This window comes from Novosphingobium pentaromativorans US6-1 (genome assembly GCF_000767465.1).
Taxonomy (GTDB): Bacteria; Pseudomonadota; Alphaproteobacteria; order Sphingomonadales; family Sphingomonadaceae; genus Novosphingobium; species Novosphingobium pentaromativorans.
Window position 1 is genome coordinate 2,457,718 of sequence record NZ_CP009291.1, and the last position, 13,151, is coordinate 2,470,868.

The window sequence follows — 13,151 nt, forward strand, 5'->3', positions numbered from 1 at the left end:
GGTCATCCTTCGGCGCTCTCCATCCTGGGAGCGAACTGACTGCGCGCGCTGCGCTTGTCGAACGGCTTGTTGATTTCAGAGACGATGGTTTTCATCACGCTTTCGCGGTCGCCAAGCACGGCTTCCTCGCTGAAGCGCAGGACCCGGATGCCGACATCGGACAGTTTCTTGTCCTGCAGCGTCTCGACTTCCGGATTGGCGTCGGCCGTGGAAAGCGAAACGACGATCCAGCGCGAAGGACAGGCGAAATCGACGATTGCCGAGCCGACGACGGCCTGCCGCGTGAACTTGACGCCGCCCAGTTTCGAGCCGGAAAGTTCGGCCCAGAGCGCCTCCTGCGCCTCGGTGGGATTGCGGCGCTGATCGCGCGCGCGTTCCTTGAGGCGCTCGAGACGGGCACCGGTGACGTTGAAGCTGCTGCGGGCATCGGCTTTGGGCGCGTCGGCCTTGCTGACGCCGAGAGTCTTGCGTTCGGTCATTAGCCTACGCTTCCTTCCAGAGAGATGCCGAGAAGCTTCTGCGCCTCGACCGCGAATTCCATCGGCAGTTGCTGCAAGACTTCCTTGGCGAAACCGTTGACGATAAGCGCCACCGCTTCCTCGGTGTCGAGGCCGCGCTGCATGGCGTAGAACAGCTGGTCGTCGCTGATCTTGCTGGTGGTCGCCTCGTGCTCGATCTGCGCCGAGGGGTTCTTCACTTCTATATAGGGCACGGTGTGGGCGCCGCACTCCTTGCCCAGCAGCAGCGAATCGCACTGGGTGAAGTTGCGCACGCCATCGGCACCCGCCGCCACGCGGACGAGACCGCGATAGGTGTTGTTCGACTTGCCCGCCGAAATGCCCTTGGAGATGATCGTCGAGCGGCTGCCCTTGCCGTTGTGGATCATCTTGGTGCCGGTATCGGCCTGCTGATAGTTGTTGGTGACCGCGACCGAATAGAACTCGCCCACCGAATCCTCGCCGTTGAGGACGCAGCTCGGGTACTTCCAGGTGATCGCCGAACCGGTTTCGACTTGGGTCCACGAAATCTTCGAGCGTGCGCCCTGGCACAGGCCGCGCTTGGTCACGAAGTTGTAGATGCCGCCCTTCCCCTGGGCATCGCCCGGGTACCAGTTCTGCACCGTCGAGTACTTGATCTCGGCATCCTCGAGCGCGACCAGCTCGACCACGGCGGCGTGCAGCTGGTTCTCATCGCGCATCGGCGCGGTGCAGCCTTCGAGGTACGAGACGTAGCTGCCCTTCTCGGCAATGATCAGGGTACGCTCGAACTGGCCGGTATTCTCGGCATTGATGCGGAAATAGGTCGACAGCTCCATCGGGCAGCGCACGCCTTCGGGAATGTAGACGAAGGTCCCATCGGAGAAGACCGCGCAGTTCAGGGCAGCGAAGTAGTTGTCATGCTGGGGCACGACCTTGCCCAGCCACTTCCTGACCAGCTCGGGATATTCGCGGATCGCCTCGGAGATCGAGCGGAAGATGACGCCGGCCTGCTCCAGTTCCTTGCGGAAGGTCGTGGCGACCGAGACCGAGTCGAACACGGCATCGACCGCGACCTTGCGCGCGCCCTCGACGCCGGCGAGGACCTTCTGTTCCTCGAGCGGGATGCCCAGCTTCTCGTAGACCTTGAGAATGTCGGGATCGACCTCGTCGAGCGACTTGGGGCCGTCCTTCTTCTTGGGCGCGGCCCAATAGTAGGCTTCCTGGTAGTCGATCGGCGGCACGTCGAGCTTGGCCCAGTCGGGCGGGGTCATCTCGAGCCAGCGGCGATAGGCCTTCAGGCGCCACTCGAGCATCCATTCCGGCTCCTCCTTCTTGGCGGAGATGAATCGGACGGTATCTTCGGAAAGCCCTTTGGGCCCGAATTCCTGCTCGATGTCGGCAACCCAGCCGTGCTCGTAGTCGGCCACGCGTGCGGCCGCGTCTCGCGCGGCCTGATCGCGCAGTTCAGGTTGGATCGTTTCCTCGGTCATTCCACTTCCTCGACGAGCTGGACCAGCGAAACCTGCGCCAGTGCCCCGCGCAACGCCGCGTTCACTTGCGGCCAGTGCGGTTGCATGTTGCAGGTCCCCTCCAGCGTACAGTCGTGTTTTCCTTGTTCGAGGCAGGCGGTGAGCGCGATCGGCCCCTCGACTGCCTCGACGATGTCGGCGATGGAGATTGCCGCCGGCGGTCTTGCCAGCTTCAGTCCCCCGCCGACGCCGCGCGAGCTGCGCATCAGCCCTGCGCCGGTAAGTTTGCTAACGAGCTTCTGCACCGTGGGTCCGGGAAGCCCGGTTTCCTCGGCGAGTTGGCCGGCCGACACGCGCGCACCGCCACAATGCCGCGCTGCAGCGGACATGATGACGACGGCGTAATCTGCCATGCTCGAAAGGCGCATTCGGTGTTGTCTTCCGGACCCGGGTTTCAAATCGGAGTAAATCTTTCCAATTTCACCTAGTGCAGGGTCCGGCGAGTTTCAATGGTCGATTGTGACAGCGTCTGCGACCGTGTTTCCGTGATCCGCGGTAACGCAGGGGGAACGGGTTCCGGGCTGCGGGGCGAAAAAAAGGCGGTTCCCCGTCGAAACAGGGAACCGCCATCAGGTAATAAAGAACTCGTGCGCATCCCGCTACGAGCCCTTCGGGTCGCAGGTCTCATGTATGCTGCGACCGCGATAATTTATTGTAGATTTGCGACACATGAGGCTAACGAACCACAGCCAACAATCGATATTCCATGGCGTTGTCCCGAAAAGAAGCATTTGAGCTGCCTTGCCTCCCGGCTTATGCGACGCGGCGTGATCTACTCCCTTCTTCGCCCCGCTCTGTTCCGAATCGATGCCGAAAAGGCCCATGGCCTCGCGCTCAAGGCCCTGAAGCACGCGCCGACGTCGCGGCCGCCGGCTTTCGCCCCCAGCCTCGCAACGCGAGTCGCGGGAATCGACTTCGCCAATCCGGTCGGCATGGCGGCCGGGTTCGACAAGGATGGCGAAGTGCCCGATGCCCTGCTCGGCCTGGGCTTCGGATTTGCCGAAGTCGGCTCGATCACGCCTTTGCCGCAAAGCGGCAATCCCAAACCGCGCCTTTTCCGCCTCGTAGAGGACCGCGCGGTGATCAATCGCATGGGATTCAACAATGGCGGCGCCCAGGCGGCGGTCGATCGGCTCGAAGCGCGGCTGGGCAGGCCCGGAGTCGTCGGCATCAACATTGGCGCGAACAAGGATTCGCCCGACCGCGTGGCCGACTATGCGACCATGGCCCGTCTCATGGCGCCGCTTGCCGGCTACCTGGCCGTCAACATTTCCAGTCCGAACACCCCGGGGCTACGCGCCCTGCAGGACGAATCGGCCCTGACCGGTCTGCTCGATGCCGTGATCGAGGCGCGCGGCGCGGTCTGCGGAGAAGACGGACCGCCGATCTTCCTCAAGGTTGCGCCCGACCTCGAACCGGCGGACGTCGATGCGATCTCCCGCATTGCCATGGACCGCAAGCTGGGCGCGCTTATCGTTTCGAACACCACGATCTCCCGCCCTCCCCTCTCTTCTCCGCATGCCGGGGAAAGTGGCGGCCTCTCGGGCGCGCCGCTGCGCGACCTGGCCCAGCAGCGCCTGCGCGATTTCCGCAAGGCGACAGGTGGAGCGATGCCGCTGGTCGGTGTTGGCGGCATCGCCACGGCCGAAGACGCCTGGGCGCGCATTCGTGCCGGGGCCAGCCTCGTGCAGCTTTACAGTGCGATGGTTTACGAAGGACCGGGAATCGCCAAGGCGATCGCCAAGGGGCTGGAGCGGCTGATGAAGCGCGACGGGTTCGCGACCGTCGCCGAGGCCGTGGGGACCGAATGACCCGGACGGGCGGACCGCGTCCCCGTTCGGCGCGCGTCAGTGCGAGACTTGCCCCGGCAAGTGAACCTGCGGCGATCTCGTGGGTTTTGACGGCGTGAAGGCTAGCCTTGCCGGTCCTCATCTGCCCGCCTAGACCGGCACCTGACGAGTTATACCGGAGCGGATGCCACACATGGATCTTGCCGATTTCGACAAGAGTACGAACATCGTTTCGCTGTTCCTGGCGCGCGCGGACGCCCTGCGCGATGCCCCGATGCTGTGGAGCAAGCGCGGCGGCGATTGGATTTCGCTCAGCTGGGCGCAAGTGGCGCGCGAGGTCTGCCTGATCGCGCAATCGCTGCGGCAGATGGGCCTCAAGGCGGGCGACCGGGTTGTCATCGTCTCGGAAAACCGGCCCGAATGGTGCATCGCCGATCTCGGCATCATGGCGGCCGGCTGCGTTACCGTGCCGACCTACACGACCAATACCGTGCGCGATCACATCCATATCCTCGAAAATTCGGGTGCTAGGGCTGCGATCGTCTCGACCGAGAAGCTGGCGCGCCAGCTTCTGCCGGCCATCGTCCAGACCGACCTGTGCCGCCATGTCGTGGGGATGGAGCGGGTCCCGGGGATGCAGGGCGGCGTTTACGAGACCTACGATTGGGACGCGCTCCTCACCGGCGATCCGGTGGCGGCGCGCGCCGAGGCTGAGGCGCGGCTGGTGGACGTCAACCGGCAGGACCTGGCCTGCATCATCTACACCAGCGGCACCGGCGGAGCGCCGCGCGGGGTGCGCCAGCATCACGGCATGTTGCTGACCAACATCGCCGGCGCGGCGGAGATCATCCGCGACGATTTCGGCTGGGATGCCGGAGAGACCTTCCTGTCCTTCCTCCCGCTCAGCCATGCCTATGAGCACACCGGCGGGCAGTTCTTCCCGATCGGCCTGGGCGGACAGATCTACTACGCCGAGGGCCTCGACAAGCTGGCGTCCAATATCGAGGAAGTGCGCCCGACGATCATGGTCGTCGTGCCGCGCCTCTTCGAAGTCTTGCGCACGCGCATCATGAAGCAGATCGAAAAGCAGGGTGCCCTGCCCGCGCGGCTGATGCATCTGGCGCTGGCCGTGGCGGCGCGCAAGGCGGCCGGGCAACGGCGCCTGACCGACTATCCGCTGGACCTGCTGCTCGAACATACCCTGCGGCCCAAGATCCGCGCGCGCTTCGGCGGGCGCAACAAGGCGCTGGTTTCCGGAGGCGCGCCGCTCAATCCCGAAATCGGCGTATTTTTCGATGCGATGGGCCTGACCCTGCTGCAGGGCTATGGCCAGACCGAGGCCGGTCCGGTGATCAGCTGCAACCGGCCCGCGGCGGGGCTGGCGATGGATACCGTGGGCCCGCCCTTGCGCGGGGTCGAGGTCCGGATTGCCGAGGATGGCGAGATCCTGACCCGCGGCGAACTGGTCATGCATGGCTACTGGCAGAACGAGGCGGCCTCGGCCAATGTCCTGATCGAAGGCTGGCTGCATACCGGCGACATCGGCCATTTCGACGATGCCGGGCGGATCAGGATCACCGACCGCAAGAAGGACATGATCGTCAACGACAAGGGCGACAACATCTCGCCCCAGAAAGTCGAATCGATGCTGACCCTGCAGCCGGAAATCGCGCAGGCCATGGTCAGCGGCGACCGGCGGCCCTACGCCGTCGCGCTCATCGTACCCGATGCGGACTGGGCGCTGGAGTGGAGCCGTCTCAACGACATTCCCTTCGACATCAGGGCCCTTCAGGACCTGCCCGTGTTCCGCAACGCGATCCGCGGCGCCATCGACCGGGTCAATGCCGATCTCTCTGTCATCGAAAAGGTTCGCCAGTTCGTCTTCGCCGACGAACCATTCTCGATCGAGAACGAGATGATGACGCCCAGCTTGAAGATCCGTCGCCACAAGGTGCGCGAGGCCTACGGCGAGCGGATCGACCTTCTCTACCGCAACTGAGGCAGCGCCGGCATGCGAAACCGGCGGCGGCCAGTGCCGGCGATCAGGGCACGAGCGTGGTGAACAGGTAAGTCGCGAAGATCACGAGGTGGACCATGCCCTGCACCAGCGTGGTGCGGCCCGTGCTCAGCGTCAGCGTCGCCACGACCAGCGTAAGTCCGAGCAGGACGATCGATTTCATCGAAAGCCCCAGCTCGAGATCGAGTCCCATGCCGAGCGAGGTCAGGGCCACGGCCGGGATGGTCAGGCCGATGGTCGCCAGGGCCGACCCGATAGCGAGGTTGAGGCTCGTCTGGACACGGTTCGCCTTGGCCGCGCTGATCGCTGCGAAGCTTTCCGGAGCAAGGACAAGGGCGGCGATGATGATGCCGACCATTGCGTGCGGTGCGCCCATGGCCGAGACGCCAGCCTCTATCGATGGCGAGAGCGCTTTGGCGAGCATGACGACGCCGATCAGGGCCAGGGGCAGGAGTGCACCTGCGGCCAGCGCCTTGTTGCGCGGGACCTCGACATGGTGGTCGATGCCATCCGGATCTTCGAAGAGGAAGTGGTCGCGATGCCGGATGGTCTGCGCGACGACGAACGTGGCGTAAAGGATCAGCGAGATCGCCGCGACGAAGGCAAGCTGCTTGGCATTGTAGAACGGGCCGGGCTCGCTCGTGGTGAAATTGGGCAGGACCAGCGTCAGGATCGAGAGGGTCGCCACCATCGCCAGCCCGTGGTTGACGCCCGACTGGGTATAGCCCTGCTCGTGATGGCGGCGGCCGCCCATCAGCAGGCAAACGCCGACGATGCCGTTGATCGTGATCATCATCGCGGCGAACACGGTGTCGCGCGCCAGCGACTGCGCCCCTGCGCCTTCGCTCAGCATGATCGATACGATCAGCGAGGTTTCGATCACGGTCACCGCAAAGGCCAGGATCAGCGTCCCGAACGGCTCTCCCACACGGTGGGCGATGGCTTCGGCGTGATAGACCGCGGACATGATCGCGCCGCCCAGCACAACGGCCAGACCTGCGGTCAGCGCGATCCCCGAGGGCTTGCCCAGGGCGATGGCGGCAAGTGCAAGCAGTGGCACCGCGATCGACCACGGCGCGAGGCCGAAGGTGGGAAATCCCGGTGAAGTCTTTGGCGAGGCATCGGTTTCGGCGTCGGTCATGGCGCCGTTATAGGTCAACCGCTCCGGATAGCCATTGCAGCGATGTGAAAGACGGGAGACCGGCCAGGTCATCGGCCGGACGTGCGGTAACGGCAAAAATCGTGCTAGGCTGCGCCCATGGCAGTTTGAAACATAAGGCAACCGGGGAGATCGAACGCTGGCCTGCAGACCGCAACGCTTAACCACCCTCTTTTATCTGATTATCGCAGCTCTGGCCGCGGCCCTGGCGCCAGTTGCCGCTTCGGCGCAAGAAGAACAGGACCGGCTCGTCGTCGCCACGCGCGAAGCGCCGCCTTTCGCCATGAAGGACCCCGACGGCGACTGGAGCGGCCTGGCGATTGACTTGTGGCGGCGCATCGCTGCCGAGCGCGGCTACGACTACCGTTTCGTCGAATCCGACCTTTCCGGCATGATCGATGGCGTCGCCGATGGCCGCTACGATGCCAGCGTCGGGGCCCTGACGATCACGTCCGGGCGCGAAACCAAGGTCGATTTCACCCATCCCTTCTATCCGACCGGTTTCGGGATCGCGGTCCACAAGTCGCCGCGCACGTGGCTTTCGCTGATGCGCAATTTCTTCACGATCGATTTCCTCAAGGCCGTGCTGGCACTTTGCGCCTTGCTGCTGATCGTGGGCTTCCTGTTCTGGCTGGTCGAGCGGCGTCACAATCCCGAGGAATTCGGCGAGGGCGCCGAGGGGATCGGTTCGGGCTTCTGGTTCTCGGCAGTGACGATGACGACGGTTGGCTATGGCGACAAGGCGCCGCGCACGCCGGCGGGCAAGGCTATTGCCCTGGTCTGGATGTTCGCTGCGATCCTGATCATTTCGACCTTCACCGGCATGATCGCCTCGTCGCTGACGGCGGGGCGGCTCTCCGGCGCGGTAACCGGGCCGGACGACCTGCCCGGCGTCAACGTGGGTTCGATCCGCCATTCTGCGACCGACGAATGGCTGACGGGGGAAGGAATCGGCTTCACCGGCTATCCCGATGTCGCAGCGGGTCTCGCCGCACTGAGCGCGGGCAAGATCGACGCCTTCGTCTATGACGAGCCGCTGCTGCGCTACATGGTGCGCAAGGGTGACGATGAGGAACTGGGGATGCTGCCCGGAACATTCGGGCGGCAGGATTACGGCATTGCGCTGCGACAGGGCAGTGCCTTGCGCGAGCCGGTCGACATATCCCTGCTGGCGCAAGTGGAAGGACCGGAGTGGCGCGACGAGATCCGCAAGACGCTTGGCAAGCGCAACTGACCGTCAGCCGGGGGTGACGGCGTCACCCCCCATGGCTTTCAGGCGGCTTCTTTCTCGATGAACTCGGGATAGAAGCTGGGTTCGCGGTCCGACCAGCCCGGCGCAGTGGCGGCGGCTTCGCTGATCGAATGAAGCAGCATCTTGCGGCGGTCGGGGCGGATCTGCGGCAGGGCCGCTGCACCGCAGAACGCGCCGGGCAGCCAAGGCCGGGCCCAGGCGCCGAGCAGGCGCTCGTAGAGAAAGCGATAGGCCGAAAACGTGGTGATGCGTTCCTGGGCCAGGTCGAAAGCCGACATGCGCACGAGCTTGCCCATGAAGGTTTCCAGATCCTCGAACCGGCTGTCGTCCGGGCGCATCGCGCGCAGGGCCTTGAGGTCCTGGTAAGCGACGTACTGGCGGCGGATCGAGCTGAACTCGTCGGCGTCGCGCGCCCAGAGCTTGAAAGCGTCCTGGCGGCCAAGCCCGACATCGAGGCTGCGCCGGATGTAGCGCTGTTCGCTTGCAGAAAAGCTGGCGAACTCCCGCAGTTCGCTGATCGTCAGAGTGGCCGTGCCTGCGTAAGACATGATCGTCGTCCCGATGACGCGAAGTAATCCCCCTCGCGTCAACGAGTTAACCATCAAGTGTTTACCAATGCGTTAACTATGCAATCGTTGGCTAACGGAGGCCGGCGCAAGACGTTTGTGCAAGGTTTCCGCAGGGACTCGCGGGATTCAGATGAGTCCCGCCAGCGGGCTCGACGGATCGGCGTAGCGGCGGGTGGCCATGCGTCCGGCAAGATAGGCGTCGCGGCCGGCCTCGACGGCGAGCCGCATCGCGCGAGCCATGCGAATCGGGTCGCGCGCTTCGGCGATGGCGGTGTTCATTAGCACGCCTTCGCAGCCCAGTTCCATCGCCACCGAAGCGTCCGATGCCGTGCCCACGCCGGCATCGACGAGGACCGGGACGCTGGCGCCTTCGACGATCAGGCGGATCGTGACCTTGTTCTGGATACCCAGCCCCGAACCGATCGGCGCGCCCAGCGGCATGATCGCCACGGCGCCCGCTTCCTCCAGCTGCTTGGCCGCGATCGGGTCGTCGGCGCAGTAGACCATCGGCTTGAAGCCCTCTGCGGCAAGCACTTCGGTTGCCTTGAGCGTTTCGCGCATGTCCGGATAGAGCGTGCGCGCTTCGCCCAGCACTTCCAGCTTCACCAGGTCCCAGCCGCCCGCTTCGCGCGCCAGGCGCAGGGTGCGGATCGCCTCTTCGGCGTTGAAGCAGCCAGCGGTGTTGGGCAGGTAGGTGATCTTCTTCGGGTCGATGAAGTCGGTCAGCATCGGCGCCTTGGGGTCGGAGATGTTGACCCGGCGCACCGCCACCGTGACGATTTCCGCGCCCGAGGCTTCGACCGCCGCGGCGTTCTGCTCGAAGTCCTTGTACTTGCCGGTGCCCACGATCAGGCGCGAGCGGAATGTGCGGCCGGCAACGGTCCAGGTGTCTGCGGAGGTATCGGTCAAGGTTCGCTTCCTTTCGGGGAGGCGCGGTAAGCGGGAAGGGCGGGGGTTACAAGGCTTGCAGGTATCAGGCGAGCCGACATCGCATCGGCGTCAGCCGCCGCCGACGAAGTGGACGATCTCCAGCACGTCGCCATCGCCCAGCGGCACGTCGGCGAGAGTCGAACGCGGCGCGATTTCGCCGTTGTGCTCTACCGCGACTTTCTTCGGGTCCAGGCCAAGGCTGGTGACGAGGTCGGCGATGCTCGAGCCGGAAGCGGCCCGGCGCGGTTCGCCGTTGACGGTGAGCGAGAGTTCTGCGGCCATGACCCCGCAGATAGCGTGCCTTCCTGTCAGCGCAAGGCCAAGGCGGATCAGGAGTGGACGTGGCTGCGCAAGTTGGTGATGTGGGCAAGCGCCACGAGGCTGACGCCCAGCACGGTCAGCACCGCTTCGGGCAGGCCGTGGCCCACCGCAATCGCCATGGCCATCAGCGCCAGTCCGAGCCCGCCGACGATCATCGGCCCGACGCGGCCGTGACGCATCACGCCGAAACCGAGCGAGACGAGACCGACCACGAGCGCCAAGGCGAGGCCAACCCGGTGGATCGCGGGAGAAAGCAGGACTTCGCCGCCCAGGCCGAGAATGCCGACGAGAACCACGCCAAGGATGCAATGCACGGCGCACAGCCCGCTCAGGACGATGCCTGCACGGTCAAGCCGGTTGCGAATCGATAACAGGGCGCTGCGCATGGCCATGCAGATATGTAATGTTGTAACATCAATCAAGGGGCAATGCGCCGATTCACGCAGCCTCTTGCGCAAGTCGCCGCAAAACCGCAGGGAGTTGCGCCATGAGAGTTGCAGACGGTCGCCCGATAATAGGCACATCAGACGATATCACGCCGATGGTTCGGTGGCTGCTTTGCGTGGCAGCGCTCGTCATCCTTATCGTCGCGGTTGGCGGGATCACGCGATTGACCGAATCCGGTCTTTCGATCACCCAGTGGAAGCCGATCACCGGGGCCATCCCGCCCCTGACCGAGGCGCAGTGGCAGGCTGAATTCGCCGGCTACAAGCAGATTCCCCAGTATGTCGACGTGAACGGGCCGGCCGGCATGACGCTGGCGCAGTACAAGTTCATCTATTTCTGGGAATGGGTGCACCGCCTGCTGGCGCGTCTGATCGGTCTGGCCTTCGCACTGCCGCTCGCATGGTTCTGGCTCAAGCGCACGATCCCGCTGGGGTACAAGCCGCGGCTTCTCGCGCTGCTTGCCCTGGGCGGACTGCAGGGTGCGGTCGGCTGGTGGATGGTGTCGTCGGGCCTCTCTCCCGAAGCGCTCGACCGGGTGAGCCACTTCCGCCTTGCCGCGCACCTTCTTACCGCGCTGGTCACGCTGGGCGGCCTGATCTGGACCGCGCTCGACCTTGCGCAGCTGCGTCTCGGCCAGCCACCGGCCCGCGTGACCCGCTTCGGCGGTATCGTGCTGGCCATGCTGGCCTTCCAATTGTTCATGGGCGCGATGGTCGCCGGTCTTCGCGCGGGCTACGTGGCCGGGGCCGGCTGGTTCAATCCCGGGGCCTGGCCGCTGATGCAGGGCAGCCTCTTCCCCGACGGCGTCGAATGGGGGCTGGGGCCGCTCCACGTCCTGTTCAGCGATCCGTACATGACCCATTTCATCCATCGCTGGTGGGCCTGGGCCGTTGTCGCCGCGCTCGTCGTCCTGTCCCGCCATATGCGCGCCTTGCGCGCACGCGGGACTTCAGTGGCCATCCACTGCGCCTTTGGAACACAGATCCTGCTCGGTATCTTCACCGTGTGGTCGGGCGTCACCCTGTGGATCGCCGTGGCGCACCAGCTCTGCGCCGCCTTGCTCGTGGCCGTGACGGTCTGGGGCGTCCACATTCTGGGGCGGCGCGACATGGTTGGCCTCGGCGTCTGACGGCCATGGCGGGCGACCCGGTCCCGGCGCTGGTCTGGTGCCCGTTCCCCGATGAGGAAGCGGCGCTTGCCGCCATTCACCAGCTGCTGGACGAGCGGCTGATCGCCTGCGGCAATGTGCTGGGGCCGATGACTTGCGTCTTCGTGTGGAACGGCCAGAAGGACACCGGTCGCGAGACCGGGGCGCTGCTCAAGACCAATTCCGACCTGCTCGATGCGGCGGTAAACCGCCTTGCCGAGATCCATCCCTATGAGGAGCCGGCCGTGGTCGGCTGGCGCTGCGATGCGGCAGCTGCAGGCACCGCCGGATGGCTTGCGGCGATTGCCGGAAATGCCTGACGGTATCATGTTACCTCTCTGCAATCCCGCAGTCAGCTTGACTTAGAGCCGGTTTTCGACGAATTGGCCGCCTTCCCGCGCACCGGGGGATTCGCGCTCATGCGATTCTTGCGATGCTCGCTCGAAACTATAGGGATAGACCAGCCATGAAGGCGCTCACGAAGGTCACCCGGTCGATCAAGCCGGCCGAGGTGGAAAAGAAGTGGCATCTGATCGATGCCGAAGGTCTGGTGGTTGGCCGTCTCGCGGTCATCATCGCCGACCTCCTGCGCGGCAAGCACAAGCCGAGCTTCACCCCGCACGTCGATTGCGGCGATCATGTCGTCGTCATCAACGCCGACAAGGTCCGCTTCACCGGCAACAAGCTGAAGCAGCAGACCTACTACAAGCACACCGGTTATGCCGGCGGCATCAAGGAAGTCACCGCGGACAAGGTTCTCGCCGGTCGCTTCCCCGAGCGCGTGCTCGAGAAGGCCGTTGAGCGCATGATCCCCCGTGGTCCGCTCGGCCGTGACCAGATGCGCGCCCTGCACGTCTATGCCGGCAGCGAGCACCCGCACGGTGGCACCCAGCCCGAAGCGCTCGACGTCGCTTCCATGAACCGCAAGAACAAGGTGGGCGCGTAATGTCCGATACCGATACCGTCCAGAGCCTGTCCGACCTCAAGGACCTTGGCGAAGTCGCCGCTGCTGACGAAACCGTCGCGGCTGCCCCTGTCTCGAACGCGCCGCTGCGCGAGCAGGAGCTCGACGCACAGGGCCGCGCCTATGCCACCGGCCGCCGCAAGGATGCCGTTGCCCGCGTCTGGCTGAAGCCTGGCACCGGCAAGGTCACTGTCAACGGCCGTGACCAGGAAGTTTACTTCGCTCGTCCGACCCTGCGTCTGGTCATCAACCAGCCGTTCCAGATCTCGGGCCGCGAAGGCCAGTACGACATCGTCGCCACCGTCAAGGGCGGCGGTCTTTCGGGCCAGGCCGGTGCTGTGAAGCACGGCATCTCGCAGGCGCTCTCGAAGTACGAGCCGGCCCTGCGCGCCACCGTCAAGGCTGCCGGCTTCCTGACCCGCGACAGCCGCGTCGTCGAGCGTAAGAAGTACGGCCGCGCCAAGGCACGCCGCAGCTTCCAGTTCTCGAAGCGCTAAGCGTCAGACTGGCTTCACAGCCATTCGAATTCAGGAAAAGGGGAGCGGAA

Annotated in this window: 15 protein-coding genes; 7 read left to right on the forward strand and 8 right to left on the reverse strand. The window is 64.9% G+C overall.

Annotated features, from left to right (window positions below):
- Nucleotides 1–2: 2 nt before the first annotated feature.
- Genes JI59_RS11515 through JI59_RS11525 form a run of 3 tightly spaced genes read right to left on the reverse strand, consistent with a single transcriptional unit; the run spans nt 3 to nt 2,376 of the window.
- Nucleotides 3–479, reverse strand: a complete 477-nt coding sequence (locus tag JI59_RS11515) for an endonuclease domain-containing protein (protein ID WP_007012552.1) — start codon at nt 477–479, stop codon at nt 3–5.
- Nucleotides 479–1,969, reverse strand: coding sequence for a Fe-S cluster assembly protein SufB (gene sufB / locus JI59_RS11520; protein ID WP_007012551.1), 1,491 nt, complete (start codon nt 1,967–1,969; stop codon nt 479–481). Before sufB ends, JI59_RS11515 begins: the two co-directional genes overlap by 1 nt.
- Complete coding sequence (locus JI59_RS11525) at nt 1,966–2,376, reverse strand: SUF system Fe-S cluster assembly regulator (RefSeq protein WP_007012550.1); 411 nt, start codon at nt 2,374–2,376, stop codon at nt 1,966–1,968. The genes sufB and JI59_RS11525 overlap by 4 nt, the downstream gene beginning before the upstream one ends.
- 387 nt (nt 2,377–2,763) lie before the next feature.
- On the opposite strand from JI59_RS11525, the gene JI59_RS11530 reads away from it, so the two are divergent.
- Nucleotides 2,764–3,819: a quinone-dependent dihydroorotate dehydrogenase gene (locus JI59_RS11530; RefSeq protein WP_007012549.1), complete on the forward strand. Its 1,056-nt coding sequence runs from the start codon at nt 2,764–2,766 to the stop codon at nt 3,817–3,819.
- A 172-nt stretch (nt 3,820–3,991) separates the two neighbouring features.
- The gene (locus JI59_RS11535) at nt 3,992–5,797 is read left to right on the forward strand and encodes an AMP-dependent synthetase/ligase (RefSeq protein WP_007012548.1); all 1,806 of its coding nucleotides are present in this window, start codon (nt 3,992–3,994) and stop codon (nt 5,795–5,797) included.
- Between the two features lie 43 nt (nt 5,798–5,840).
- Here the strand turns inward: JI59_RS11535 and JI59_RS11540 are convergent, their stop codons facing one another.
- Nucleotides 5,841–7,028, reverse strand: coding sequence for a calcium:cation antiporter (locus tag JI59_RS11540; protein ID WP_007012547.1), 1,188 nt, complete (start codon nt 7,026–7,028; stop codon nt 5,841–5,843).
- Nucleotides 7,029–7,179: 151 nt separating this feature from the next.
- Here JI59_RS11540 and JI59_RS11545 point away from each other — a divergent pair, with 151 nt between their 5' ends.
- Nucleotides 7,180–8,208: a transporter substrate-binding domain-containing protein gene (locus tag JI59_RS11545; protein WP_274378214.1), complete on the forward strand. Its 1,029-nt coding sequence runs from the start codon at nt 7,180–7,182 to the stop codon at nt 8,206–8,208.
- 38 nt (nt 8,209–8,246) lie between these two features.
- Here the strand turns inward: JI59_RS11545 and JI59_RS11550 are convergent, their stop codons facing one another.
- The 4 genes from JI59_RS11550 to JI59_RS11565 form a co-directional block, all read right to left on the reverse strand.
- Complete coding sequence (locus JI59_RS11550) at nt 8,247–8,774, reverse strand: hypothetical protein (RefSeq protein WP_007012545.1); 528 nt, start codon at nt 8,772–8,774, stop codon at nt 8,247–8,249.
- Nucleotides 8,775–8,921: 147 nt separating this feature from the next.
- The gene (locus tag JI59_RS11555) at nt 8,922–9,704 is read right to left on the reverse strand and encodes a bifunctional sulfur carrier protein/thiazole synthase protein (protein WP_007012544.1); all 783 of its coding nucleotides are present in this window, start codon (nt 9,702–9,704) and stop codon (nt 8,922–8,924) included.
- A gap of 90 nt (nt 9,705–9,794) precedes the next feature.
- Nucleotides 9,795–10,007 carry a sulfur carrier protein ThiS gene (gene thiS / locus JI59_RS27655; protein ID WP_007012543.1) on the reverse strand — a complete coding sequence of 71 codons (213 nt, stop codon included), beginning with the start codon at nt 10,005–10,007 and terminating at the stop codon, nt 9,795–9,797.
- Between the two features lie 47 nt (nt 10,008–10,054).
- Entirely contained in the window at nt 10,055–10,432 is a 378-nt protein-coding gene (locus JI59_RS11565) for a MerC domain-containing protein (protein WP_038577498.1), read from the reverse strand.
- A gap of 101 nt (nt 10,433–10,533) precedes the next feature.
- Between JI59_RS11565 and JI59_RS11570 the strand changes: the two genes are divergently transcribed.
- The 4 genes from JI59_RS11570 (at nt 10,534) to rpsI (ending at nt 13,101) form a co-directional block, all read left to right on the forward strand.
- Nucleotides 10,534–11,622, forward strand: coding sequence for a COX15/CtaA family protein (locus JI59_RS11570; RefSeq protein WP_013834511.1), 1,089 nt, complete (start codon nt 10,534–10,536; stop codon nt 11,620–11,622).
- A 5-nt stretch (nt 11,623–11,627) separates the two neighbouring features.
- Nucleotides 11,628–11,960: a divalent-cation tolerance protein CutA gene (cutA, locus tag JI59_RS11575; RefSeq protein ID WP_007012540.1), complete on the forward strand. Its 333-nt coding sequence runs from the start codon at nt 11,628–11,630 to the stop codon at nt 11,958–11,960.
- A 146-nt stretch (nt 11,961–12,106) separates the two neighbouring features.
- Nucleotides 12,107–12,586 (forward strand): 50S ribosomal protein L13, encoded by a 480-nt coding sequence (gene rplM / locus JI59_RS11580; protein ID WP_007012539.1) that lies wholly within the window; start codon nt 12,107–12,109, stop codon nt 12,584–12,586.
- Entirely contained in the window at nt 12,586–13,101 is a 516-nt protein-coding gene (rpsI, locus tag JI59_RS11585; RefSeq protein ID WP_007012538.1) for a 30S ribosomal protein S9, read from the forward strand. The genes rplM and rpsI overlap by 1 nt, the downstream gene beginning before the upstream one ends.
- Nucleotides 13,102–13,151 lie beyond the last annotated feature (50 nt).

Coding starts and splice junctions, on each gene's coding strand:
- JI59_RS11565 (WP_038577498.1), bottom strand. CDS start 10,432: ATGCGCAGCGCCCTGTTATCGATTCGCAACCGGCTTGACCGTGCAGGC.
- rpsI (WP_007012538.1), top strand. CDS start 12,586: ATGTCCGATACCGATACCGTCCAGAGCCTGTCCGACCTCAAGGACCTT.
- thiS (WP_007012543.1), bottom strand. CDS start 10,007: ATGGCCGCAGAACTCTCGCTCACCGTCAACGGCGAACCGCGCCGGGCC.
- JI59_RS11515 (WP_007012552.1), bottom strand. CDS start 479: ATGACCGAACGCAAGACTCTCGGCGTCAGCAAGGCCGACGCGCCCAAA.
- cutA (WP_007012540.1), top strand. CDS start 11,628: ATGGCGGGCGACCCGGTCCCGGCGCTGGTCTGGTGCCCGTTCCCCGAT.
- rplM (WP_007012539.1), top strand. CDS start 12,107: ATGAAGGCGCTCACGAAGGTCACCCGGTCGATCAAGCCGGCCGAGGTG.
- JI59_RS11550 (WP_007012545.1), bottom strand. CDS start 8,774: ATGTCTTACGCAGGCACGGCCACTCTGACGATCAGCGAACTGCGGGAG.
- JI59_RS11570 (WP_013834511.1), top strand. CDS start 10,534: ATGAGAGTTGCAGACGGTCGCCCGATAATAGGCACATCAGACGATATC.
- JI59_RS11540 (WP_007012547.1), bottom strand. CDS start 7,028: ATGACCTGGCCGGTCTCCCGTCTTTCACATCGCTGCAATGGCTATCCG.
- sufB (WP_007012551.1), bottom strand. CDS start 1,969: ATGACCGAGGAAACGATCCAACCTGAACTGCGCGATCAGGCCGCGCGA.
- JI59_RS11525 (WP_007012550.1), bottom strand. CDS start 2,376: ATGCGCCTTTCGAGCATGGCAGATTACGCCGTCGTCATCATGTCCGCT.
- JI59_RS11530 (WP_007012549.1), top strand. CDS start 2,764: ATGCGACGCGGCGTGATCTACTCCCTTCTTCGCCCCGCTCTGTTCCGA.
- JI59_RS11535 (WP_007012548.1), top strand. CDS start 3,992: ATGGATCTTGCCGATTTCGACAAGAGTACGAACATCGTTTCGCTGTTC.